Origin of the sequence: Paenibacillus hamazuiensis, from assembly GCF_023276405.1 — a bacterium.
Taxonomy (GTDB): Bacteria; Bacillota; Bacilli; order Paenibacillales; family NBRC-103111; genus Paenibacillus_AF; species Paenibacillus_AF hamazuiensis.
On sequence record NZ_JALRMO010000001.1, the window covers coordinates 1939335 to 1961623 of the forward strand.

Genomic DNA, 22289 nt, shown 5'->3' on the forward strand with positions numbered 1-22289 from the left:
GTGGTCGGATAGTGGATAAGAGGGGTAAGAATTGTCGGTTAAATCATCACTCAGTAGCGGATCGTGCAGCGTGTCCGGCATAAAATTTTTTGCCTGAAAGCAAAAAATCCATGCCGGACAGACGCGAATTAGAAGCGAGCAGCCGCGCAAACCGGGCGGGTCCAGGGCGCTTGGGGCGCCTGGAGTCCCCCTAAAAGGGGGATTGAGGGGGTGACTCCTCAGATTAAAAGGGGAAATCAAGAGAGGGGAGGATATGGTGTAAGCGGCCCCCTCTTGACGAACCGTGTTATAATAGCAAATGTAGGCAGCGGAAAAGCCCGAGGCTTTTCCCGGCGATCAGGAGGTGCGAGTGCAGTTGGGTCCAAAGATAGGTCAAATCTTATACATACAAGTCAATTCCATCGACGAGGAAGAGGCTAAACAAGAATATAAATCGAGAATTGCCGACGTAACGGATACGTCCATCAGCATGGAAATTCCGATTCATGAAAAAACAGGCCGGCTGAAACGGTTATATTCGGGTGACGAACTGTCCGTTTATTTCATTACCGACGGTGGTGTGAAAAATTACTTCACCAGCACGGTACTCGGCTTTAAAGAGGACATCGTCCGTCTGGTCATGATCAAACGGCCGGATCCCGAAACCATTACGAAGGTGCAGCGCCGCAATTTTCTGCGCGTTCCGGCCGAGCTTGAAATTGCCGTCAAATATTCGGACCAGCTGCAATTTGTTGCGCTGACGGACGATGTGGGCGGCGGCGGCATCTCGTTTATATGCGACGGATACGTTCCGCTGCAGAGCCAGCAATCCGTTTCCTGCTGGCTGCTCGTGAACTTCAAAAACAATCAGATCGAGCATGTGCCGTTTAAGGGCGAAATCGTTCGCATCAAACCGCTGGAAACCGGCAGACAGCAGGTGATGATGAGGTTTCAGGAAATATCCGACCGTGACCGGCAAAAGATCATCCGCTTTTGCTTCGAACGCCAGCTCGATTTTCGCAAAAAATGAAGATATCATAATTTTGCTGAAATAGGAAATACTATCCACCTATTCTGAAAAGAATGGGTGGTTTGTGTGTCGGACGGCAAACGGCAAAGACGATATGACCGATTGTTTAAGCTTTTCTCCGGCAAAGTGGAGAAAGCGTTCATTCGGTTTATTATAGGTTTGACGGCGCTGCTGATCGCTTCCCAGCTGCTGCTGCAAATTCAGGCGGTGCGCCTGTTTCTGGTCAAAGTCGAGCAGCTTGAGGGCACTCCGTACCGCCGGTGAAGGCGCCGGGGAAACGGAAGCTTTTTGCATAGCCCAAGCAGGTATGGTATAATTTTCTACGTTCGTTTTATGAAGTCAGGAGGCCCGCGGTTTGAAAAAGTTCAACATTGCTATAGATGGCCCGGCAGGCGCCGGCAAAAGTACAATTGCCCGTCTTGTCGCAGATAACTTGGGATTCATTTACGTCGATACGGGGGCCATGTATAGAGCTGTCACCTGGAAAATCATTCAGTCGGGCATCCGTTTGGACGATGAACAGGAAATGATCGAGCTGGCGAAGCAGTCTGAAATTCGGCTGCTGCCGGGGGAGCAAGGACAGCTTGTTTTCATCGACGGGAAAGATGTTACTTCGGACATTCGCTCGGCTGAAGTGACGGGGAACGTTTCGCAGGTGGCTCAGGTTGCGGGCATCCGCAAAGTGCTTGTGGCGAAGCAGAAAGAAATGGCCGCCTCGAAAGGCGTTGTCATGGACGGCCGGGACATCGGCAGCACCGTGCTTCCCGATGCCGAGGTTAAAGTATTTTTGACGGCCAGCGTGAGCATCAGAGCGGAGCGAAGGTTCAAAGAACTGAAGGATGCCGGACGGACCGGCATTTCCTTGGAACAGTTGGAGCGGGATATAGCCGCCCGCGACAAAATGGATCAGGAAAGAGAGACATCGCCTCTCGTCAGAGCGGAAGGAGCTGTGCTGCTCGACACGACGGAAATGACGATACCGGAAGTGGTGGAAAGTATCTTGTCCTTATGCCGGGAGCATGCAGGCGGGGGGAAATGAACTGATGTTGTACCGCTTTTTTAGAGGAATATTCCGCGTATTGTTTGCCGTGTTGTTCAGGCTTAAGACGGTCGGGAAAGAAAACATTCCCGCCTCGGGTCCGGTCGTATTGTGCGCTAACCATACGAGCAATTTGGATCCGCCGGTGCTGGGCACTCCTCTGGATCGGGAAGTTTATTACATGGCGAAGGCGGAGCTGTTCGAGATTCCGGTGTTCGGCGCAATCTTGAAAAAGATCAAAGCGTTTCCCGTCAAGCGCGGAGGTGTCAGCAAGGAGTCGATCCGGCTGTCGATCCAGCTTTTGCAGGAGGGGAATCTGATCGGCATCTTCCCGGAAGGCTCGCGCCACAACGCCGGGGGAATGGGAAAGAAAGGCGCGGCGATGCTTGCCTTGAAAGCAAACGCGACGGTCATCCCCGCAGCGATAATCGGAAACTATGCTCCATTCCGGCAAGTGGTGATCGTTTACGGCAAGCCTCTGGATTTGTCGGAATTTGCGGACGGCGGAGCCGACGCGCTTGAGAAGGCGACTGACAAAATTATGTCGACCATCCGTGCGATGAAGGCCGAATACGAAAGCGGAGTCAAATAGTTGAATGGAAAACAGCAATTGGAATCATACTACCGTTAAAACCGATTTTAACTGCGTTATCCGCGCAGATTAATTATATTGAAATGATAAGCGATTGTAACGCTGTATTGATGCAGGTTGCATATCAAGGAGGGTAATTTACCATGTCAGAAGAGACAAAAGTTGAGCAATTTGAGCAAGAAAACCAGCAAGCGGAAGTGACGCAAGAGCAATCCATGGGCGACGTTGCCGCATTGAAAAGAGGAGATCTTGTCAAAGGCAAGATCGTAAAAGTCGATAACGACCAGGCTTACGTCGATATCGGATATAAATATGACGGCGTCATTCCGCTTCGCGAGCTGTCCTCCGTCCAACTCGAAGACGCTTCGCAGGGCGTGCAGGTAGGACAAGAAGTGGAACTGCGCGTCGTTCGCCTGAACGATGCGAAGGAAGAACTCGTGCTTTCCAAGCGCGCGGTCGATTCCGAGAAAGCTTGGGAGAAGCTGGCTGCCGATATGGAAAATAAAACGATACTCGAAGCGACGGTAGCCGAAGTGGTTAAAGGCGGTCTTGTTGTTGATGTAGGACTTCGCGGTTTCGTTCCGGCTTCGATGGTGGAACGCCATTTCGTCGAGGATTTCAGCGATTACAAAGGCCGCACACTCCGTTTGCGCGTCAAGGAAATGGACCGCGAGAAAAACAAGGTTATCCTTTCGCAAAAAGACGTGCTTGACGAAGAATTCGAAGCGAATAAAAAGAACATCATCGCAGGTATTTCCGTAGGTCAGGAGCTGACCGGTACCGTTCAGCGTCTGACTCAATTCGGCGCGTTCATCGATATCGGCGGCGTGGACGGTCTCGTGCATATTTCCGAAATGGCTTGGCACCATGTGGAGACTCCTTCCGAGGTCGTTAAAGAAGGCGATCAGGTGAAGGTGCAGGTGCTCAAGGTCGATCCGGAAAACGAGCGCATCAGCCTCAGCATCAAAGCGACCCAGCCGGGTCCTTGGCAGCAAGCGGCCGATAAGTTCAAAGTCGGCGATATTATTACCGGAACCGTGAAGCGCCTCGTACCGTTCGGCGCGTTTGTCGAAGTATTTCCTGGTGTGGAAGGGCTCGTTCACATTTCGCAAATTGCTCACCGTCACATCGGTACACCGCATGAAGTGCTGAAAGAAGGCCAGGAAGTAAACGTTAAAGTCCTGGATATCAACGTGGACGAGAAACGCATCAGCCTGAGCATCAAGGAAACCGAGGAAGCGCCTGCCCAGGAAGCGAAGCCGGAAAAGGAAAGAGCACCTCGCGGCCGCGAACCGAAGGAACATGTGGATCTTCCGCCTAACCAAAGCTTGACCATGACGCTCGGAGAGCGTTTTGGCGACAAATTGAGCAAATTTAAATGATCTTGACAGGATAAAGGGGAGCAGGCGCATGCGAATCTCGCGTAAAATGGAGCATGTCCGTCACGCTCTGCAGCTTGGACAAAGCGGCAATCAAGGATTTGCGGACATCAAGCTGATCCATAGCCCTCTCCCTGGCACCTCCGTGGAACATATCTCATTATCGACCCGAATCGGCGATCTCATTTTGAGCTCGCCGATTATTATTAATGCGATGACCGGAGGAGCCCGCGAGACGGAGGCGATCAACCGGGAGCTGGCTGTAGCCGCCCGGGAACAAGGGCTTGCGATGGCGGTAGGCTCTCAAATGTCGGCGCTGAAAAACGAAGACGTTGCCGGCAGCTACAAAATCGTCCGTAAAATGAATCCGCAAGGCATCGTGTTTGCCAACCTGGGAAGCGAAGCTACTGTGGAGCAGGCGAAGCGAGCCGTGGATATGATTGAAGCGAATGCGCTGCAAATACATTTGAACGCGATGCAGGAGCTGATCATGCCCGAAGGCGACCGCGATTTTCGCGGTGCTGCTGAACGGATTGCGGAAATCGCGGCCAGCCTCGACGTACCCGTAATCGTCAAGGAAGTCGGATTCGGACTGAATATGGAGGCGGCCCGCTCGCTTATCGGTTTAGGTATCCGCATCATTGACGTGGGCGGCTTTGGAGGAACGAATTTTGCAGCTATTGAAAATGCGCGCCGTACAATGCCGATGGAGTGGCTGAACGACTGGGGCGTCAAAACGAGCATAGCGCTGCTGGAGACGCTGCAGTATCGCCGCCAGGCTTGCATCATCGCCTCCGGCGGCATTATAAGCAGTCTGGACATCTGCAAATCGCTTGTTTTGGGCGCTTCGGCCGTCGGGATCGCAGGACGCTTCCTTAAGGTGCTGCAGGAGCAGGGAACGGGCGGGCTGATCGGATATATTGGCACGTTGAAAGATGAGCTTAAGCTGCTTATGACGGCGCTCGGAGTTTCATCTGTCGAAGCTCTCACAAGCGTTCCCGCCGTTATCACCGGAGAGACGGCGGAGTGGTGCGAGCTGCGCGGTATCGATCGGTACGCATATGCACGACGGGGCTTGGAGTAAAAACAACCGAATAAGCCATACTAAGGAAAAGATCAAGCTCATATAAAGGAGAAGGAGCATGCTTTTTCCTGATGGTTTCCTTGACGGCTGCCGGCAATGGTGGCGATTCGGGCGGAAAGCGGGGAGACGGGTACGATGAATCCCGGTTATTTATCCCTTCTGCTTATTGCGATGACGCTCATTTTGCTGGCCAGCGGATGGAAGGACGTATTGGTAAGAGGTATTTCTCACAAGGCGATACTTCTTTTTTTTGTCTTATGGCTTGGCACTTCAAAAATCGTCATTCCGTTTGGCAGTTGGCGTATTTATGGCTGCGCGTGCGTTGCCGTAGTAATTTCGGCAGCCGTTATTGCGAAAACCGAAAGTTTCATGCTGCAGTGTCATCTGGTCTCGGTCGGGCTGCTGCTCGGTTCGATCTATTTTTTCCTCCAGGAAGCGTCACATCTTATTCCGGCGATGATGGCTCACCCCGACCTGAACTCAAGCCTGCTTGTCGGTTTTTCCGCTTTCCTGATGACCAGACTGCCTCTCGTGCAAGCGGCATGCGTATCCGTGGGACTGCTCCTCGGGGATGCGTATTCGGTTTACGTCCATTCGCCGGAAGGATTTCCCGCCGTGATTGGCGGCCCCCGGTTTCAGGACCGCTGGTGGCTGGCACTTTGGATGGCGCGGGGCAGCAGCGTCGTTTGGCAAGGTGTATGCGCGGGAGGAAGGAGCGCCGCTCGATATTGGGCAGGGCGCAGAAAGGAGGGAGCGGATGATCGCATGGGTGACTGAGCAAAAATATACCGTCGGCGTCGTACTCGGTATCATTTTCGGCATCGTCGCCAGGCTGGGCATGCTTCGCACCGATTACAGACAATATCCGACCTATCCGCATGGCAAAATCATACACGTTTCGCTGGGGGTCATCGCTGCCGGCTTGGGTGCGGTAGCCGTCCCGTCCCTGCTCGATAAAAACTACACGGCGATGACGTTTCTTTCCTTGGCGGCCCAACAGTTTCGCGATGTGCGCAATATGGAGCGCCAGACGCTGAGCAAGATTGACAGCATGGAGCTTGTTCCGCGCGGGGCCACCTACATTGAAGGAATTGCGATGGTGTTCGAAGGACGCAATTACCTCGTTATCTTTGCCGCCTTTATAACCTCGCTGTTCAGCATCGTTTTTGCCTGGTATTGGGGGCTTCTGTCGGGGGCGGCGGCCATATTGGTGGCGCATTTTTTCAAGTCGGGCAAAAGCCTATGCCATATAGCGGACGTGGAGGAAGCGGAGGTTCGGTTGGAAGGCCCGGATTTATATGTCGGCGATATTTACATTATGAACGTCGGCTTGAAGGAAGACCGCAAGCAAATTGTCGAGCATGGCATCGGCCTCATTTTAAAGCCGAAAAATAAAGACAGCCGCGTGACGCTTGCCAATCTTGGGCAAAGGCAGGCTTTGCTGCACGATATTTCGACCATGCTGGGCGTTTACCGCGACGAAGGGGAACCTGCGCTTGTGCCTTTGGCGAAGCTGGATTTAAAAGACGGGCGGCTGGCGGTATTTCTTTTGCCTCAGGAGCATGATGCGAAGAAAGCGAAACACGTCGCGATGAAGGTGCCTGTTTTGGAAAGCGCCGTGCGCATGCCTTCGGAGAGGAACGTAAGCGGAGCGCGAAAGGAGGGGCAGCATTGAGCAAAATCGTGGCCGTTGTGACGGCGGATCGTGACAAGGTCGGCGGTGGAGCGCCGATTTTCATCGCCGGGGATGATGCGGAAAAAGAGCAGCTCGCCTTCCTTCTGGAAAAAATACTCGACGCCAGCGCCCACGATATGAAAAACGGCACCTTCATCATCGTGAAGCACGGCGGTGACAGCAGCGAATAGGGCTGCGGTCCCGGAGCCGCATAGACTTGAATAAAAGATTTTGATATGATGTACATTGTGAAATTTTTCATGCTGCGCGAGACGGCATGTAAGGAGTGAAATGGATGGCGAGACCGATAGTTGCCATCGTGGGCAGGCCTAATGTGGGGAAATCGACGATTTTTAACCGCATTATAGGCGACCGGTTAGCGATTGTGGAAGACAAGCCCGGCGTGACACGGGATCGTTTATATGGAATCGGTACCTGGCTCGATAGGGAATTCAGCGTGATTGACACCGGAGGGATCGAGCTTGATGACGACGATCAAATTTTGCGTTCCGTCCGCATGCAGGCGGAGCTTGCGATCGAAGAAGCGGACGTCATCGTCTTCATGACCGATGCGAAGGCGGGAGTGACCGCTTCCGACAGCGAAGTGGCGCAAATGCTGTTTCGTGCCAAGAAACCGGTTATTTTGGCCGTCAACAAAGTGGACAATTTGCAAAGACATGACGAAATCTATGAGTTTTACAGCCTCGGCTTCGGCGATCCGATCGGCATTTCAGGCTCTCACGGTCTCGGCATCGGGGATTTGCTGGACGAGGTCGTCAAGCATTTTCCGGATGAGGAGGAGGAGGAGTACGGCGAAGAGGTTATCAAAGTCGCACTTATCGGCCGGCCGAACGTCGGCAAATCGTCGCTTGTAAACGCGATACTTGGGGAAGAGCGCGTTATCGTGAGCGATGTGGCGGGAACGACGCGCGACGCAATCGATACGCCGTTCGAGAAAGACGGCCAAAAGTATGTCATCATCGATACGGCCGGTATGCGCAAGCGGGGCAAAGTGTACGAGACGACGGAAAAATACAGCGTCATGCGGGCGATGAAGGCGATCGAACGGGCCGACGTCGTTTTGGTTGTGATCAACGGCGAAGAGGGCATTATCGAGCAGGACAAACATATCGCCGGTTATGCGCACGAGGCCGGGAAAGCGGCGGTTTTTGTCGTCAACAAATGGGATATCGTCGAAAAAGACGACAAGACGATGCAGCAATTTACGCAAAAAATCCGCGACCATTTCCTGTTCATGACGTATGCGCCGATCGTCTTTCTTTCCGCCAAGACGACGCAAAGGCTGCATAAGCTGCTGCCGGTCGTCGTCAATGTAGCGGAGCAGCATGCGCTGCGCATACAGACGCATATGCTCAACGATGTCATTTCCGATGCGGTTGCGATAAATCCTCCTCCTACCGATAAGGGGAGAAGGCTGCGCATCAACTATGCCACACAGGTTGCGGTTAAGCCGCCGGCTATCGTTCTATTTGTCAACGATCCGGAGCTGATGCATTTTTCGTATGAACGTTATTTGGAAAATAAGATCCGCGACGCCTTCGGCTTCGAGGGCACGCCGATTCGTATTGTGACCAGAAGAAAGTCTGACGATGAATAGGGGAGTTGCACCTTGACATTCGCTTTAACGTATATTATACCGATTGCGATCGCCTATTTGCTGGGCTCGATCAGCTTTAGCTACACGGCCGGCAAGCTGCTCAAAGGCATCGACATCCGCAATCACGGAAGCGGCAACGCAGGGGCGACCAATACCCTGCGCGTGCTCGGCAAAGGACCGGCCATAGCAGTGCTGATCCTGGACGCGTTGAAAGGAACGGCCGCCATCTGGATCGGCTATGCGATAAGCGGCGGTTCCTCGCTTGTCGAAGCGCTTTGCGGGCTTGCGGCGATCGTCGGCCATAACTGGCCGGTTTATTACGGCTTTCGCGGAGGCAAAGGGATCGCTACCACGATCGGCGTAATGGCGACGTTGGCTCTTGTTCCCTCGCTTTATGCCGGAGTGGTGGCGATTTTGGCCATCGTGTTTACCCGATACGTTTCGTTAGGCTCTCTCCTTTTTGCAGCTCTTTTGCCCATTCTTAGTTATTTTATGGGACGGCCTACCGAAGTTTTTTGGGCAAGCCTGGTTCTCGCCGTATTTGCATTTGTACGCCACCGCTCAAACATCGTCAAGCTGCTTCGAGGAACGGAAAATAAAATCGGTTCGAAAAAATCGCAGCCGTGAATCATTACGGCGAACACCGCAAGGAGGGACAATGGCTAACTTACGCAAAGTATCGGTGCTGGTAGCAGGGAGCTGGGGAACGGCGCTTGCTTCCGTACTTGCGGACAACGAACGCGACGTTACGCTTTGGTCCCGCAATGGACAGCAAGTCGATGAAATCAATACGTCTCATACGAATATCCGGTTTTTACCCGACGTTTCTTTATCCCCGCGCATCAGGGCGACGCGTTCGATGGAAGAAGCCGTAAGCGGCGCAGAAGCGGTGATCGTGGTCGCTCCTTCCGCTGCGATGAAGGACGTGGCCTCCGCAATGCGCCCCTTTTTGCAGCCGGAGACGCTGCTCATCCACGCGACGAAAGGTTTCGAAGCCGAATCGCTCGACCGGATGAGCACGGTGATCGCCAAGGCGCTTCCCGAGTATGACAGCCGGCGCATTGTCGTTTTGTCCGGCCCGAGCCATGCGGAAGAGGTTATACGCCGCAGTCCGACCACCGTCGTCGTCGCTTCCGAGCTGCCGGATGCCGCGGAGCATGCTCAAGATCTGCTCATCAACTCGTATTTTCGCGTGTATACGAATTCGGACGTGGTTGGGGTAGAGGTCGGCGGAGCTTTGAAAAATATCATCGCGCTAGGTGCCGGTCTTTCCGACGGACTCGGTTTCGGCGACAACGCGAAAGCGGCGCTTGTCACGCGCGGACTTGCCGAGATATCGCGGCTTGGCTCGGCGATGGGCGGCAACCCGCTGACGTTTTCGGGGCTGGCCGGTGTCGGCGATCTCATCGTCACATGTACGAGCAAGCACAGCCGCAACTGGCGGGCCGGGTCTATGCTCGCTCAAGGCCTATCTTTGGACGAGGTACTCGCACGGATGGGCATGGTCGTCGAAGGCGTCAAAACGACACAGGCCGCTTACAGGCTCGCCAGACGGTACGATGTAGAGATGCCGATTGCAGCTGAGCTGCATCGCGTGTTGTTCGAGGGCAAGCCTCCCAGACTGGCGGTTGAGGACTTAATGGGCCGGGACCGCACCCGAGAGCTTGAATAAGACGGTTACCCCTACGGAAAAAATCGACTCGGGCTTCGGTCAGGAGCCTATACCGCAATCCGATTCTTCACATACAATACGTTAGACTTTGTATGTCTAACTTTAGGTGTATGGGAGGATGCAGGATGCCAGGAAAAGATTTATCCAAAGAGGTTCTGAACGTCGTCAAGAAAAAGACCGGTAAAAATATATCGGCTCAAGATATCAACAAAATCGCCAGCGGCGTAAAACCGTCGACCTTGCAAAGCGATTCGCAGCTGAGGCAGCTTATCAAGCAGGTATCGAATATGGCGAAAGTGCCGGTTAGCGAGGCGACCATCAACGAAATTATTCAGGCGATCAAAGCAAGCAAAATGAATCCGAACAACATCGAATCGCTGATGAAAATGATGATGGGCAAGAAATGAACCGTTCGTCAAGCGCCTTGCAGAAGGCGCTTTTTTTCTTGTACGATATGCTTATTTCAAAGGAGGTCCGGAACGTGCGGAATGAAGCCATTCTACTAGTTGACGACGAGGAAGGCATTTTGATCATGCTTGAAAATCTTCTTCGCAAAGAAGGATACACTCATATTGCCAAAGCCGGTTCCGCTGCCGAAGCTGTGATGGCGGTGCGAACGACACGGTTTGATATGATCGTGCTCGATGTCATGCTTCCGGATATGGACGGATTTACATTGTGCACGGAGCTGCGCAAAACCTTAAAAACCCCTATTTTGTTCCTTACCGCACGTTCCAGCGATTTGGATAAGCTGCAAGGTTTGTACTTGGGCGGAGACGATTATGTCACCAAACCTTTCAATCCGATGGAAGTGGTCGCACGAATTCAGGCTCATTTAAGACGAAGCTCTCTGTATGCGTCCGATACTTTATTCAGCGAGGAAATCTACCGGTATGAATCGTTTACGGTGAACCGAACCGCCGGACAACTTATCGTGGGCAGCGTGGATACTCCATGTCCGGCCAAGGAGCTTGAGCTGCTGCTCTACTTTTGCAAACATCCGAACCGGGTGTTCACCGCCCAGCAATTATATGAGCAGGTATGGGGCACTATTGTGCAGGGGGATGAGAAAACGGTCGTTATTCACATCTCCCGACTCAGAAAAAAGCTGGAGATCGATCCGTCCGACCCCAAGCTGATCGTGACGCTGAGAGGGATCGGGTACAAATTCGTTCCTCCATCGGGAGGCTGAGTTATGAACTTTACTCTGCGCGTGGCGCTGCAATTACTGCTCGCATTCTTTTTACTGTTTATTGGCATTCATATCTTTATTTTCGCAGCCGCATGGTTAATCGAACCGCAATCAATTGTAAACAGGGGCTCTGACGGGAACGGTTCGGGTACTTTAGAAATTTATGTATTGGCCGCGTTTGCCGTCATGTTTATTCTCACCTTGCTTATAATCGGTTGGTATTTGGGGAAGCCGATTTATTTTATTATGATATGGATCAAACACTTGGCAAATGGTCATTATGATGTTCCCATGCGCCGGAATCAGATCCTTTCACACAAAACCGGCATGTTGAAGTTTCCGTATGCGATCTACAAGGAATTGTTCGAGCATGTACGGATGCTTGCCGGCACACTCCAAAAAAACGAGAAGGAACTTCAAGCTTCCGAACGGGCAAAGCGGGAGTGGATCAGAGGGATCTCGCACGATTTAAAGACGCCATTAACCTACATAACCGGATATTCCGCCATGTTGATTAATAACGAGTATCGCTGGAGCGAAACGGAGAGGAAGGAATTTCTCACGGTCATTCATCAAAAAGCGGCTCATTTGCAAGAGCTGGTGCAGGATCTCAACGAAACGATTCAGGGGCAAATCCCTTTAAAACTTGAGGTAGCGGACATCGTTGAACTTGTGCGAAGAGCTGTGGCGGACGTCGGCAGCGCGCCCTGGGCAAACGGCTACCTGCTTACGATGGAAGCGAAACCGGAGCGAGTTTCCTTGTCGTGTGATCCTAAGCTGCTTGCACGCGCAATCCGCAATTTGCTCGTCAATGCCGTTGTTCACAATCCGGAAGGAACGAGAATTACAGTCGGTGTAACTATGTTGCATGACGGGACCGTAGAGATTCGGATAAACGATGACGGAATCGGTTTCAGCAAAACCAATGTGCCCGGCAGTGAAACGACCGATTCCTTCGGGCGATCGGGTTTGGGTTTGTCCATTGCCGGCCAACTCATTGAAGCCCATGGCGGTAAGTTGATCGTCAGCAGCAATCCGGGTGAAGGGACTACACTGACGATTCAATTGCTTTCCACGCAAAGTTAGGGTAATGTTGATGATCCGTTTACCTCCTGTTTACCGGAGATCCTTATACTAACAGTAACGTTGTATAAGGAGTTGTGATTGCGATGAAGTGGGCAAGAAAGACGATTGTTTACAGTGCGATGGGGGTGCGGGCGAAATGAAAACCAACATATCCAAAGTGCTTTACTCTAAGGTTTGGGGTTATATCGCCGCAACCGCACTGCTTCCTTACGCTGGTTTGAAAACGCTGTGGGCATTCGGAATTGCTCTAGGATTCTCCGAATACGGGATTTCAGAGCTGCACGTTTCCATGAAATCGCAATCCGGTCCGGTCATTGCTTTTTTATATTCCATCGGTGTTGATATCACGGCTCTTCTTGCCTGTGCGGCTTCAATTTTAGGGCTGTCGTTGGTCCAACCCTGGGGGAAAAAGGCGGCTCGACGGTTAATACTTATTCCGGCATGGCTTGGCGGTCTGGCATTCATTTATTTTGGGCTTGCAGGATTATATCTCCTGATGACTTCAGGCCCCGAAGACATGTACGGGATGCAGCTATGGGTGTTTATCCTCGTTTACGGCGGTTTTTTTGTATGGGGGCTCGCCGTCACTATGGCGGCTATATCTTACCAACTCAGGGGACGAATGAAGCGGACAATAACAAAAGATTTATCCGAGGAATATGAAAATGCTTTCGAGCGATTTACAAAGAAATCGGTATGGCCGGCGTACGTTGGGTTCCTTTGGGCACTTTTGTATGCCGTATTTGTCCGCTTCTATACAGCGGCAGGCGGAACTTTTGAAATGATTGCTGCGGAGGCGATTCGAGATTCTGCGAATATGGCCAATTATTTCGCCGGCGTCCTGATCCTGTTCTGCGGCTTTGTTTTGCTCGGGCTTGTCAAGCCTTGGACGAGGGTTATTCCTGTATCGGTGCCATTGTTCGGGGGGATCAAGATTCACCCGCTTCTCATTCTGATCCCCACCCTGTTTTGCACTGCTTTTTTAATTGCGCACGGAACAGGCGGTATGTTGACTAAAATCATGTATTTTGCCGGTATCATTCGGCTTAACTTACCGCATTGGAGTGAAGCCGAAATGCGAAGCTTTGCTTTATGGGATTTATTGCTTTACGAACCATGGTTTCTCATCATGGGCATTTTGTCCGGTCTCACGGCTGCACATTATGCGCAAGCTTCCGGGGTTTCTCTTCCCGTTCTGAGGCGAGGTACGGTGCTCTATTTGAGTTTCGTTTTTTTGCTTACTTCATTTTTTGTGATTGTTATTGTGTTTGATTTAGTCGATAAATTTACTTTTTGATACCTCGGCCGTTCATTTCTGCTTCCACTTACATGGGCGATTTATGCTATAATGAAAGTTAGTGTTTTGAATCATCATACAGTTACAGGAGATAAAAATCGATGTCAAGCATGGATAAAATGTGGGCTTCTTTCATCGCGATCGGGCTGATGATTTTCGCTTCGGCATTAATCACGTTTGCGCGCGCCAAAACCAAAGGGGTGCTACGTTTCGTATTATCGTTCGTCGCTTTTTTACTGTTTATACCGATATTGCTCTATATGCTCGTATCGATGATTTGATTGCAGGCAAATGGGGGGAACTGGCAGGACATGTTGGAGCTAAAGGGACGTAAAGTGCAAAAGCAAGTGGATGCGGAAAAAGGCATGTCGATCCTCGACCTGGCCTTGAAGCATGAAGTGGATTGGGGTTTCTCGTGCACGAGAGGAACTTGCGCGCGCTGCCGCTGCCTTGTTACGGAAGGGCTGGAGCATTTGGCCAAACCGACGGATGAAGAGCTTGACCGGCTTGAACCCGAGGAAATCGAAGGCGGCTTCCGTTTGGGCTGCCAGGCGCTTATCAAACAGCAGGAAGGTACGATCGTCGTCGTACATAAGCCGTATTTTTAACGATGGAAACCGGTGTACACATGAAGCAAACGATTGCCGAAGTTGTGAAAAATCTTCAAGGCGTAAGTGCAAATTGGCTGATCGGCGGAAGCTGCGGGCTGCTGCTGCAAGGCGTTCAAATCGGTAAGGAGCCGAGAGATTTGGATATGTACGCGGACAGCGACGATGCGGCTGCCATTGCCATGCAGCTATCCCCTTGGTCCGTCGATTCCCCGCAATACAGCGAAACCGAGATTTACCGGTCGGTACTGAGCCACTACCGATTCAACCAGATGACAGTCGAGCTGGTCGGCGGCTTTCAAATTATCTCAAAAGGCAGCATTTATACGGTTGAAACGGCATATTTAAGACGCTCGCATGCCGTCATGATCGAAGTCGGCGAAGTTCTGGTACCTCTCATGCCGCTGGCGCACGAGCTTATTTTCAACCTGCTGCGCGGCCGGGAAGACCGCTACGGGGCCATTGCGGCCGTCATGCGCGCTGATCCGGACAACCATTGGCCCACGCTGAATTCGCTGCTCAGACGCAACACCCTGAGTAAGGAACTTCTTCGCCGCATGGAAGATTTGCTTGCGGTGGATGCTCCGGCTACGAGAGGAATTAATCGCCATGAATCATGAAGTGACTTTTTTGCCCGATCTTAGAAAAATATCGGTAAGGCCGGGCACGACGATATTGGACGCCGGCCGGCGGGCCGGAGTGGGCATACGGACCCGCTGTGGGGCGAAAGCGGCATGTCTGATGTGTAAAGTGATCGTAACGGACGGGCAGGGACTTGCTCCGCTTACGCAGAACGAAAAGCTGAAGCTCGGCGGTCTGGAGGAAAATGGATACAGACTTGCTTGCCAAGCGAAGATAATCGGGCCTGTAACCGTTACGGTCCCCGAAGATCCGCTGAAAGCGGTCATCAGGGAGCAGCTCGCCCGCCAGCGGGAGGAGGATGGCTTATGAGCGTCCGTCGCAGAATGCTGATACTTCTGGCCGGCTGCGTCTTTTTATTATCCGGCTGTCTTTACCCCAAAGAGCTGCGCAAGGAAAACCTGGTTGCGGTTCAAGAATCGATTTTGCTCGTACAAAACGCCATTGATCAATACCACGCCAAGACGGGTGTGTTCCCGATCAAAAACAGCGAGGAAACGACGCCGATCTACGAGAAATATATGATCGACTTCAAAAAGCTGAAGGAACGCGGGTTTATAAGCAATACGCCGGCGAATGCATTTGAAAACGGCGGCACGAACATTTATGTGCTTGTCGATCCGGAGACGAAACCGACCGTCAAGCTGATGGACCTGGCCGCTTTTCAAAAGACGGTGGAGCTGCAGCGGCTCGTGGACGAATACCGTTCCAAGCACGGGGGCGAGCTGCCGAAGGGTGCCGAGCTCGCACCGCATTTTTACGATGTCGACTACGTGAAGCTGAATACGAAGCCGATGCAGGTGCCGAGCGTGTACTCGCGGCAGCTGACACTTTCTTTTATTTTGCACGAATCGGGGCAGGTCGCTTTGGATTATACGGCGGAAATTATCAGGCTTATCGAGAGAAAATCATTGCAGGCCAAGTTGGATCCGAAGCAGGATTTGCGCCAGCTGCTGGTCGGCGAATCGCCTTATGTGCCCGCCCGTTCTTATCCGTATTACTGGGACGGCAAGCAGCCGATACCGGCCGACAAATAACAGGACGAACCTCTATTTTTACCTGAAATGGTAGAAATAGAGGTTTTTTTGTTCCGGCGAGCGCGGATGGATGAATAACGGATGGACTGCCAACATATATATTTTGACAGTGGGCAGGAGAAGGTGATGTCGCGGCAAGGAGATGATTCATGGGGAGCCGGGGCCAAATAATTTAATAAGGGGCATCAGTCATATTCCCAAGTCTAGTACATATATTTTTACTAGTCCGAAAGAATGTACAAGGTTCCGTCGTATACGGTCAAGGTTGGTGCCGGTTGACTCGTATCGTCGCTCTGCTTCATTAAACAACCTGTAGGAGGGATTGTCTTGGAAAAAGTGGATATCTTTAAGGACATTGCAGAACGAACGGGAGGGGACATATACCTGGGGGTCGTTGGAGCGGTCCGTACGGGCAAATCGACATTCATCAAGCGCTTCATGGAATCGGTCGTGCTGCCGAACATCCAAAACGAAGCGGATCGTGTACGCGCGACCGACGAGCTGCCGCAAAGCGCAGCCGGACGTACGATCATGACGACCGAGCCGAAATTCGTCCCGAACAACGCCGTTCAGCTGCGCGTCGCGGAAGGGCTGAACGTGAACGTCCGGCTTGTCGATTGCGTCGGCTACGTCGTGGAAGGCGCCAAAGGCTACGAGGACGAAAACGGTCCTAGGATGATCAATACGCCGTGGTTCGAAGAAGCGATTCCGTTTCAGGAAGCGGCGGAAATCGGCACCCGCAAAGTGATTCAGGAGCATGCTACGCTAGGTGTCGTCATAACGACCGACGGCAGCATTGCGGAAATTCCCCGCGCCTCTTACGTTGAAGCCGAGGACCGCATCATTAACGAGCTGAAAGAGGTCGGCAAACCGTTTATCGTGATAGTCAACTCAACCAGACCGGGCAGCGATGCGGCTATCGAGCTGCGCAACGAACTCCAGGCCAAACATGACATTCCAGTTGTCACGGCCAGTGTCGCCAACATGAACGAAGACGATATGATGTCCGTCATGCGCGAAGTGCTTTACGAATTCCCGGTACACGAGGTCAATGTGAATTTGCCGAGCTGGGTGATGGTGCTGGAGGAAAACCACTGGCTTCGTTCCCACTTCGAAACTTCCGTTCGCGAAACGGTGCAGGACATCCGCCGTCTGCGTGACGTAGACCGCGTCGTCAGCAATTTCGAGGGCTATGATTTCATCGAGAGAGCGGCTTTGGCCGGCATGGATATGGGGCAGGGGGTCGCCGAAATCGATTTGTACGCCCCAGACGAGCTGTACGATAAAATCTTGATGGAGGTCGTCGGCGTCGAGATTCGCGGCAAAGACCACTTGCTGCAGCTCATGCAGGAATTCAGCCACGCGAAGCGGGAGTACGACCATTTTGCCGAAGCTCTGGAAATGGTGAAAACGACCGGTTACGGCATCGCCCCGCCGTCGCTGGCCGATATGGCGCTCGACGAACCGGAGCTCATCCGTCAAGGTTCCCGCTTCGGCGTCCGCCTCAAGGCGACGGCCCCTTCGATCCATATGATCCGCGTCGATGTCGAAAGCGAATTTGCCCCGATCATCGGCACGGAGAAGCAAAGCGAGGAGCTCGTCCGTTATTTGATGCAGGACTTCGAAGAGAATCCGCTGAAAATTTGGGAGTCCGATATTTTCGGCCGCAACCTGCACTCCATCGTTCGCGAAGGCATACAAGGCAAGCTGGCGATGATGCCGGACAATGCCCGATACAAGCTGCAGGAAACGCTGGGGCGCATCATCAACGAAGGTTCCGGCGGACTCATCGCGATCATCCTTTGATCACAATCGACGAAAAGCGCACTCGTTTGAGTGCCTTTTTTGTTTTTCCCCTTGAAAAACGGCTTCGGCTGTATTACTATAAGTTTGTTGTTCAAACGGCTTTACACCAAGGTTTTCCTTTATTTGCCGCCAATTTTATGTATATTTTTGCAAAAATCGGTGAACAAAGAGAATAGAATCTATTCCACTTTTGGAGGGAGGTGAAAGGCATGAACAAAACTGATTTGATCACTAAAGTAGCTGAGTCCACCGAGCTTTCCAAGAAAGACGCAACGAAAGCGGTTGAAGCCGTATTCGAGGCGATCTCCGAGGCGCTGCAAAGCGGGGACAAGGTTCAACTGGTAGGCTTCGGTAACTTCGAGGTTCGCGAGCGTTCCGCACGCAAAGGACGCAATCCGCAAACCGGCGAGGAAATCGAAATCCCGGCCAGCAAAATTCCTGCTTTCAAACCGGGCAAGGCGTTGAGAGACGGAATTCAGTAATCTTGAACGTACATACATTTTCAGTATATGACACGTTTATAAAAACCGTGGAGCGACTTCGGGTCGTTTTGCGGTTTTTTTCGGTTTTCTCAAAAATTTCTTCCGGGCTATTGAAAAATATCAAAAAGCGTTATATAATATTCGTTACGTGAGTAATTCGGGGTATGGCGCAGTCTGGTAGCGCGCACCCTTGGGGTGGGTGAGGCCGTGGGTTCGAATCCCGCTACTCCGACCATGAGAAAGACATCGTACATGCGATGTCTTTTTCTTTTTGCCTTTGAGACGCTTCGATCTAATCCTTTCTTAATTTTATCTTAATGTAAAAAATTTATTAAGCATTATGATTTCTTTTTTGCTATACTTGTTGCAGCCTATGTTTTTTGATACTTAAGGGGGGCCCGTTGTTGAAAGAGAGAATTAACGATATCATCCGGTCTCAGGACTGGACGATGTACGGCATCATCGCATCCATTTTTTTAACGTGGCGGATTGGCGTCGTGGGCGGCTGGTCATCTTCGTGTTGGGTGCTTCTTTTAGTATGCTTGCTGGGGGTGCGTAAAGACCAGGTAGACGTCGATTGGAGACGTTTTTTCATCTTCGGTATTCCGCTCCTCGGCGTGTTTTATTACTTTTACGGTTCCGGCAACGGGCTCTGGTGGAAAATCGCCAACTGGATGTTCGAAAACAACCGGCATCCTTGGACATGGGACGACCTTATGAACAGCATTCCGTACAACGATGCCGCCTGGGCGCGCGCGTTCAACCACCCGAGGCTCGATAAGCTGATGGTGTGGATTTACAACTACGGTTTTGTGCTTTCGCTGTGGGTTTGTCTTATTCGCAGCTACTGGACGCGCAGCATCAAGAAAATGATGTCGTACGCGCTGTCGGGGCACCTGCTTCAGTTTCCGTTGATTTTGCCGTTTTATAACTTGATTTTGCTCCGTGAAGTATGGTGGGTGAAAAAGCAGCCCGATCTGCTGGGCCGCCACTTCGAGACGCAAAACGACCTGCTCGTCAATGTAATGAACTGCTTCCCGAGCATGCATACGTCGATCTCGTTCGCGATGCTGCTGCTCGCATTAAGAGAAAAAGACCGCATCTTTAAATACGTAATGGTCACCTACTGCGCGTCGATCATTTTTTCCACCATGTACCTGCAGATCCATTGGGTGCTCGACGTCATTGCCGGCATGCTGTTCGCCTACGGCACGGTGAAGCTGGCCGATCTGCTCATCAACGTCAGCACGAAGCTGATTCCTGCCAAGCTCAAAGGCTTTTATGGACAAAAGAAAAATCGTTACGCATCGGATTCGGTGGCTGCCTGACAGGCGGCCTTTTTTTTCAAAGCCCTGGTATGAGCACGTTTTCGATAGCGCAGTTGACAGGCGGCTTATTTTTTAGCATCATAAGGAAAGTGAATGACCTGAGGAGGGCTTAATTATGGAAACGAGCCAAGGCGAATATTTCGTCGTCAAAGCGAAGGATAACGGGGTTCAGGTAATCGGGCTTACGCGCGGCCTCGATACCAAATTTCATCATACGGAAAAGCTGGACAAAGGCGAAGTCATGATCGCGCAATTTACCGATCATACGTCTGCGGTCAAAATCCGTGGCAAAGCGATCGTGTTTACGAAATACGGCGTCATCGATACGGAGGAATAAATTTTCAGCTTGCGCAGGCATAGCCTGCTTTTTTTCGTTGTACAATGATAATAGTACGAGTATGGGGCTCGCAGCCCAATGCCTGGGAGGTTTGCCATGAACTGGACCAAACGTATTGTTATCACTTTGCTTTTGTCTATAGCGATTACATTCGGCTTGTCGGCGCTTCCCCATCTTGGACAGGACGGCGGCCGTTTGTTCAGTTCGGTGTTTTTGCCGAAAGCGGTGGCGCTGAACGACAAAAACGTCGTCGATGTGATCGGCAAGATGCAGCTGCATTTGCGGGTGCGGAAGGTCGATCTCAACCGATCTATTCTGTCGATCGATCTCAGCTCGAACGCCGCTGCGGCGAAAGACGATGTGCTTCGGGATTTTTATGAAATCCCCCAATATATGTTTGAGCAAACGACAAACATCAATCAGGTGTTCGTCCGTGTGATGGATACGGGGGCGGACAGTTCTCGGAAGTCCGGGGCAGTGCTGCTGGCCGCGTTGGATGCGCGCCGGGACAATTGGATGCCGGGGGACAAAACGGCACCCGCCAGCACTTATGAGCTGGCGCAATTCGTGGAGTCGCACTACCGTGTTACATATACTTCCAAGTGGAAAGACCGCTTCGAAGGCCAGGATGGATATATGCGATAACCGCACCGTTGTGATATAATTAATCAGATGATAAGGAAAGCTTGATCGCTTTCGTACGTTCGGAGGCAAATGAATGAGTTCATATCGGATCCCAGAAATCGCAAAACCGTACATCGAGTATGACATGATCCAGAAATATACGGAGCTGCCTCGCTTTCCCGAATTTCGGACCCGGCTGTTATACGCGTTTCTTAACAAAAATGCGTCTTTATCGGGAAACAGCGAGCTTTTTGCTCTCGTCACGTCCCTCGTTCAGCTGGGCATGGATACGCACGATATGGTCAGCAACCACAGCAACGACAAAGAAACGATCGCAGCCCGTTCCCGGCAGCTTAAAGTGCTGGCCGGCGATTATTTCAGCAGCCGTTTCTACCACCTGTTATCGCAGGCCGGACAAATCGATTTGATCGGGACGTTGTCGAACGCCATTTGCGAAGCGAACCGTTTGAAAATGAATTTGTATTTATCGATGAAACAGTGGAAGCTGACGGCCGAGGAATATATCAAGCAATCGGTCGATATTAAAATCCAGCTGTTTTTGTCATTTTCCGGATTGCTTGAGGACGTTTACTCGATTGTTTGGCCGGAGACGCTGCGGCGGTTTACGCTGCTGGAAGTGCTGATCGGCGAAATCAACCGGAGCGAAGCCGCCCACGATTTCGTCGGAAGCTGGGGGTATTGGCACGTGATGCAGAACGGCACGAAGGAAGAAAAGAAGCTGCTGCAAACGGAAGAACCCGACGCTTTTAAGCTGAAAAACCTGTGGCACAAGTATAAAATTACGGCCCAGCTGTACCACATGCTCGAACAGCAGACCGCTCAGCTGCAGTCGACGCTCGCCGAATTCGGCACGGATAAGCTGGCTGCCGAGCTGCAGCATATCAGCGAGCCGCTGCGCAATTATTTGGCCGCTCCGCGGGCGATTGAGGAAATTTGAGGAGATCATGAGGCATGCAGACTAAATCCAAAGAAGAGTTCGTCCATTCGGTGTTCGAGAGCATCGCGCCGAAGTATGACATGATGAACGACATTTTAAGCTTTCGCCGGCATAAGGCTTGGCGGAAATTTACAATGAACCGGATGAATGTGAAAAAAGGCACGACCGCCATCGATTTATGCTGCGGAACTTGTGACTGGACGATCGATCTGGCCAGGGCGAGTGAAACGGGGCACATGGTAGGGCTAGATTTCAGCCAAAACATGCTCGATGTCGGCGCGGCCAAGGTGAAGATGGCCGGACTGGACAAGCAAATCGAGCTGGTTCGCGGCAATGCGATGAGCCTACCGTTCGAAGACAATACGTTCGACTACGCGACCATCGGGTTCGCACTGCGCAACGTTCCCGATCTCGTCAAAGTGATCGAGGAGATGCAAAGAGTCGTGAAACCGGGCGGCATGGTCGTCTCTCTTGAACTGTCGAAGCCGACGTGGCAGCCGTTCAAATCGATTTATTATTTTTATTTTAAGCGGGTGCTTCCGATGCTCGGCAAGCTGATCGCCAAGCGGTACGAGCAATACCGTTGGCTGCCCGAGTCGTTGGTCCATTTTCCGGACCATAAGCAGCTTGCCGATATTTTTACCAAAACCGGCCTCACGGAAGTGAAGGCGTATCCGCTCACGGGGGGCATAGCCGCCGTTCATATCGGCATCAAACCCCGCATCTAAACGTGGCCTAAATGGCCCGTTTTTGTCGTCTAGGAATTTATGTGGATCTGATTCTTATGGGATAAGCTGGTTTACAAAGCGGGCTTTCCTGCCGGAAAG

The 22289-nt window shown here is 51.8% G+C and carries 28 protein-coding genes and 1 tRNA gene; all 29 read left to right on the forward strand.

Going from position 1 to position 22289, the window contains the following annotated elements; genetic code table 11:
* Positions 1 to 355 precede the first annotated feature (355 nt).
* The 29 genes from MYS68_RS08390 to MYS68_RS08530 all read left to right on the forward strand — a co-directional run bounded on the left by MYS68_RS08390 (position 356) and on the right by MYS68_RS08530 (position 22190).
* Positions 356 to 1009 carry a flagellar brake protein gene (locus tag MYS68_RS08390; protein WP_248925399.1) on the forward strand — a complete coding sequence of 218 codons (654 nt, stop codon included), beginning with the start codon at positions 356 to 358 and terminating at the stop codon, positions 1007 to 1009.
* 66 nt (positions 1010 to 1075) lie between these two features.
* Positions 1076 to 1273: a hypothetical protein gene (locus MYS68_RS08395; RefSeq protein WP_248925400.1), complete on the forward strand. Its 198-nt coding sequence runs from the start codon at positions 1076 to 1078 to the stop codon at positions 1271 to 1273.
* A gap of 91 nt (positions 1274 to 1364) precedes the next feature.
* Positions 1365 to 2048: a (d)CMP kinase gene (gene cmk / locus MYS68_RS08400; protein WP_248925401.1), complete on the forward strand. Its 684-nt coding sequence runs from the start codon at positions 1365 to 1367 to the stop codon at positions 2046 to 2048.
* 4 nt (positions 2049 to 2052) lie between these two features.
* Positions 2053 to 2640, forward strand: a complete 588-nt coding sequence (locus tag MYS68_RS08405; RefSeq protein ID WP_248925402.1) for a lysophospholipid acyltransferase family protein — start codon at positions 2053 to 2055, stop codon at positions 2638 to 2640.
* Between the two features lie 143 nt (positions 2641 to 2783).
* Positions 2784 to 4022: a 30S ribosomal protein S1 gene (rpsA, locus tag MYS68_RS08410; RefSeq protein WP_248925403.1), complete on the forward strand. Its 1239-nt coding sequence runs from the start codon at positions 2784 to 2786 to the stop codon at positions 4020 to 4022.
* A gap of 28 nt (positions 4023 to 4050) precedes the next feature.
* Positions 4051 to 5103, forward strand: coding sequence for a type 2 isopentenyl-diphosphate Delta-isomerase (fni, locus tag MYS68_RS08415; RefSeq protein ID WP_248925404.1), 1053 nt, complete (start codon positions 4051 to 4053; stop codon positions 5101 to 5103).
* Positions 5104 to 5238: 135 nt separating this feature from the next.
* The gene (locus tag MYS68_RS08420; protein WP_248925405.1) at positions 5239 to 5880 is read left to right on the forward strand and encodes a YphA family membrane protein; all 642 of its coding nucleotides are present in this window, start codon (positions 5239 to 5241) and stop codon (positions 5878 to 5880) included.
* Positions 5861 to 6778 carry a YIEGIA family protein gene (locus MYS68_RS08425; RefSeq protein ID WP_248925406.1) on the forward strand — a complete coding sequence of 306 codons (918 nt, stop codon included), beginning with the start codon at positions 5861 to 5863 and terminating at the stop codon, positions 6776 to 6778. The genes MYS68_RS08420 and MYS68_RS08425 overlap by 20 nt, the downstream gene beginning before the upstream one ends.
* Positions 6775 to 6969, forward strand: a complete 195-nt coding sequence (locus MYS68_RS08430; RefSeq protein WP_248925407.1) for a capping complex subunit for YIEGIA — start codon at positions 6775 to 6777, stop codon at positions 6967 to 6969. The genes MYS68_RS08425 and MYS68_RS08430 overlap by 4 nt, the downstream gene beginning before the upstream one ends.
* A 104-nt stretch (positions 6970 to 7073) precedes the next feature.
* Positions 7074 to 8396: a ribosome biogenesis GTPase Der gene (gene der / locus MYS68_RS08435; protein ID WP_248925408.1), complete on the forward strand. Its 1323-nt coding sequence runs from the start codon at positions 7074 to 7076 to the stop codon at positions 8394 to 8396.
* 12 nt (positions 8397 to 8408) lie between these two features.
* On the forward strand, positions 8409 to 9023 hold the full coding sequence (gene plsY / locus MYS68_RS08440; RefSeq protein WP_248925409.1) for a glycerol-3-phosphate 1-O-acyltransferase PlsY: 615 nt from the start codon (positions 8409 to 8411) through the stop codon (positions 9021 to 9023).
* Positions 9024 to 9054: 31 nt separating this feature from the next.
* The gene (locus MYS68_RS08445) at positions 9055 to 10068 is read left to right on the forward strand and encodes an NAD(P)H-dependent glycerol-3-phosphate dehydrogenase (protein WP_248925410.1); all 1014 of its coding nucleotides are present in this window, start codon (positions 9055 to 9057) and stop codon (positions 10066 to 10068) included.
* A 125-nt stretch (positions 10069 to 10193) separates the two neighbouring features.
* Positions 10194 to 10475, forward strand: coding sequence for a stage VI sporulation protein F (locus MYS68_RS08450; protein ID WP_248925411.1), 282 nt, complete (start codon positions 10194 to 10196; stop codon positions 10473 to 10475).
* A 74-nt stretch (positions 10476 to 10549) separates the two neighbouring features.
* On the forward strand, positions 10550 to 11260 hold the full coding sequence (locus MYS68_RS08455; protein ID WP_248925412.1) for a response regulator transcription factor: 711 nt from the start codon (positions 10550 to 10552) through the stop codon (positions 11258 to 11260).
* 3 nt (positions 11261 to 11263) lie between these two features.
* Entirely contained in the window at positions 11264 to 12346 is a 1083-nt protein-coding gene (locus MYS68_RS08460; RefSeq protein ID WP_248925413.1) for a sensor histidine kinase, read from the forward strand.
* Positions 12347 to 12482: 136 nt separating this feature from the next.
* Positions 12483 to 13643 (forward strand): hypothetical protein, encoded by a 1161-nt coding sequence (locus MYS68_RS08465; protein ID WP_248925414.1) that lies wholly within the window; start codon positions 12483 to 12485, stop codon positions 13641 to 13643.
* A gap of 101 nt (positions 13644 to 13744) precedes the next feature.
* Entirely contained in the window at positions 13745 to 13924 is a 180-nt protein-coding gene (locus MYS68_RS08470; RefSeq protein WP_248925415.1) for a DUF2768 family protein, read from the forward strand.
* A gap of 30 nt (positions 13925 to 13954) precedes the next feature.
* The gene (locus MYS68_RS08475) at positions 13955 to 14251 is read left to right on the forward strand and encodes a 2Fe-2S iron-sulfur cluster-binding protein (protein WP_248925416.1); all 297 of its coding nucleotides are present in this window, start codon (positions 13955 to 13957) and stop codon (positions 14249 to 14251) included.
* 20 nt (positions 14252 to 14271) lie between these two features.
* On the forward strand, positions 14272 to 14871 hold the full coding sequence (locus MYS68_RS08480) for a nucleotidyltransferase domain-containing protein (RefSeq protein ID WP_248925417.1): 600 nt from the start codon (positions 14272 to 14274) through the stop codon (positions 14869 to 14871).
* Complete coding sequence (locus MYS68_RS08485; protein WP_248925418.1) at positions 14861 to 15202, forward strand: 2Fe-2S iron-sulfur cluster-binding protein; 342 nt, start codon at positions 14861 to 14863, stop codon at positions 15200 to 15202. Before MYS68_RS08480 ends, MYS68_RS08485 begins: the two co-directional genes overlap by 11 nt.
* Entirely contained in the window at positions 15199 to 15927 is a 729-nt protein-coding gene (locus tag MYS68_RS08490; protein WP_248925419.1) for a hypothetical protein, read from the forward strand. Before MYS68_RS08485 ends, MYS68_RS08490 begins: the two co-directional genes overlap by 4 nt.
* A 327-nt stretch (positions 15928 to 16254) precedes the next feature.
* Positions 16255 to 17733, forward strand: coding sequence for a stage IV sporulation protein A (spoIVA, locus tag MYS68_RS08495; RefSeq protein WP_248925420.1), 1479 nt, complete (start codon positions 16255 to 16257; stop codon positions 17731 to 17733).
* Positions 17734 to 17942: 209 nt separating this feature from the next.
* On the forward strand, positions 17943 to 18215 hold the full coding sequence (locus MYS68_RS08500) for an HU family DNA-binding protein (RefSeq protein WP_248925421.1): 273 nt from the start codon (positions 17943 to 17945) through the stop codon (positions 18213 to 18215).
* Positions 18216 to 18373: 158 nt separating this feature from the next.
* Positions 18374 to 18450 (forward strand) — tRNA-Pro (locus MYS68_RS08505).
* Between the two features lie 169 nt (positions 18451 to 18619).
* Positions 18620 to 19543 (forward strand): phosphatase PAP2 family protein, encoded by a 924-nt coding sequence (locus MYS68_RS08510; protein ID WP_248925422.1) that lies wholly within the window; start codon positions 18620 to 18622, stop codon positions 19541 to 19543.
* Between the two features lie 115 nt (positions 19544 to 19658).
* Positions 19659 to 19880 carry a trp RNA-binding attenuation protein MtrB gene (mtrB, locus tag MYS68_RS08515; protein WP_248925423.1) on the forward strand — a complete coding sequence of 74 codons (222 nt, stop codon included), beginning with the start codon at positions 19659 to 19661 and terminating at the stop codon, positions 19878 to 19880.
* Positions 19881 to 19976: 96 nt separating this feature from the next.
* Positions 19977 to 20525 (forward strand): hypothetical protein, encoded by a 549-nt coding sequence (locus MYS68_RS08520; protein WP_248925424.1) that lies wholly within the window; start codon positions 19977 to 19979, stop codon positions 20523 to 20525.
* Between the two features lie 73 nt (positions 20526 to 20598).
* Positions 20599 to 21462 (forward strand): heptaprenyl diphosphate synthase component 1, encoded by an 864-nt coding sequence (locus MYS68_RS08525; protein ID WP_248925425.1) that lies wholly within the window; start codon positions 20599 to 20601, stop codon positions 21460 to 21462.
* A gap of 14 nt (positions 21463 to 21476) precedes the next feature.
* Positions 21477 to 22190, forward strand: a complete 714-nt coding sequence (locus tag MYS68_RS08530) for a demethylmenaquinone methyltransferase (protein ID WP_248925426.1) — start codon at positions 21477 to 21479, stop codon at positions 22188 to 22190.
* Positions 22191 to 22289: the final 99 nt, after the last annotated feature.

What these genes read in the sequence shown, in the direction of transcription:
- MYS68_RS08500 (WP_248925421.1), top strand. Translation starts at nt 17,943, where the DNA reads ATGAACAAAACTGATTTGATCACTAAAGTAGCTGAGTCCACCGAGCTT.
- MYS68_RS08450 (WP_248925411.1), top strand. Translation starts at nt 10,194, where the DNA reads ATGCCAGGAAAAGATTTATCCAAAGAGGTTCTGAACGTCGTCAAGAAA.
- MYS68_RS08490 (WP_248925419.1), top strand. Translation starts at nt 15,199, where the DNA reads ATGAGCGTCCGTCGCAGAATGCTGATACTTCTGGCCGGCTGCGTCTTT.
- MYS68_RS08460 (WP_248925413.1), top strand. Translation starts at nt 11,264, where the DNA reads ATGAACTTTACTCTGCGCGTGGCGCTGCAATTACTGCTCGCATTCTTT.
- MYS68_RS08520 (WP_248925424.1), top strand. Translation starts at nt 19,977, where the DNA reads ATGAACTGGACCAAACGTATTGTTATCACTTTGCTTTTGTCTATAGCG.
- mtrB (WP_248925423.1), top strand. Translation starts at nt 19,659, where the DNA reads ATGGAAACGAGCCAAGGCGAATATTTCGTCGTCAAAGCGAAGGATAAC.
- MYS68_RS08525 (WP_248925425.1), top strand. Translation starts at nt 20,599, where the DNA reads ATGAGTTCATATCGGATCCCAGAAATCGCAAAACCGTACATCGAGTAT.
- rpsA (WP_248925403.1), top strand. Translation starts at nt 2,784, where the DNA reads ATGTCAGAAGAGACAAAAGTTGAGCAATTTGAGCAAGAAAACCAGCAA.
- MYS68_RS08445 (WP_248925410.1), top strand. Translation starts at nt 9,055, where the DNA reads ATGGCTAACTTACGCAAAGTATCGGTGCTGGTAGCAGGGAGCTGGGGA.
- MYS68_RS08530 (WP_248925426.1), top strand. Translation starts at nt 21,477, where the DNA reads ATGCAGACTAAATCCAAAGAAGAGTTCGTCCATTCGGTGTTCGAGAGC.
- MYS68_RS08480 (WP_248925417.1), top strand. Translation starts at nt 14,272, where the DNA reads ATGAAGCAAACGATTGCCGAAGTTGTGAAAAATCTTCAAGGCGTAAGT.
- MYS68_RS08405 (WP_248925402.1), top strand. Translation starts at nt 2,053, where the DNA reads ATGTTGTACCGCTTTTTTAGAGGAATATTCCGCGTATTGTTTGCCGTG.
- MYS68_RS08470 (WP_248925415.1), top strand. Translation starts at nt 13,745, where the DNA reads ATGTCAAGCATGGATAAAATGTGGGCTTCTTTCATCGCGATCGGGCTG.
- MYS68_RS08425 (WP_248925406.1), top strand. Translation starts at nt 5,861, where the DNA reads ATGATCGCATGGGTGACTGAGCAAAAATATACCGTCGGCGTCGTACTC.
- MYS68_RS08420 (WP_248925405.1), top strand. Translation starts at nt 5,239, where the DNA reads ATGAATCCCGGTTATTTATCCCTTCTGCTTATTGCGATGACGCTCATT.
- MYS68_RS08485 (WP_248925418.1), top strand. Translation starts at nt 14,861, where the DNA reads ATGAATCATGAAGTGACTTTTTTGCCCGATCTTAGAAAAATATCGGTA.
- der (WP_248925408.1), top strand. Translation starts at nt 7,074, where the DNA reads ATGGCGAGACCGATAGTTGCCATCGTGGGCAGGCCTAATGTGGGGAAA.
- MYS68_RS08475 (WP_248925416.1), top strand. Translation starts at nt 13,955, where the DNA reads ATGTTGGAGCTAAAGGGACGTAAAGTGCAAAAGCAAGTGGATGCGGAA.
- fni (WP_248925404.1), top strand. Translation starts at nt 4,051, where the DNA reads ATGCGAATCTCGCGTAAAATGGAGCATGTCCGTCACGCTCTGCAGCTT.
- MYS68_RS08465 (WP_248925414.1), top strand. Translation starts at nt 12,483, where the DNA reads ATGAAAACCAACATATCCAAAGTGCTTTACTCTAAGGTTTGGGGTTAT.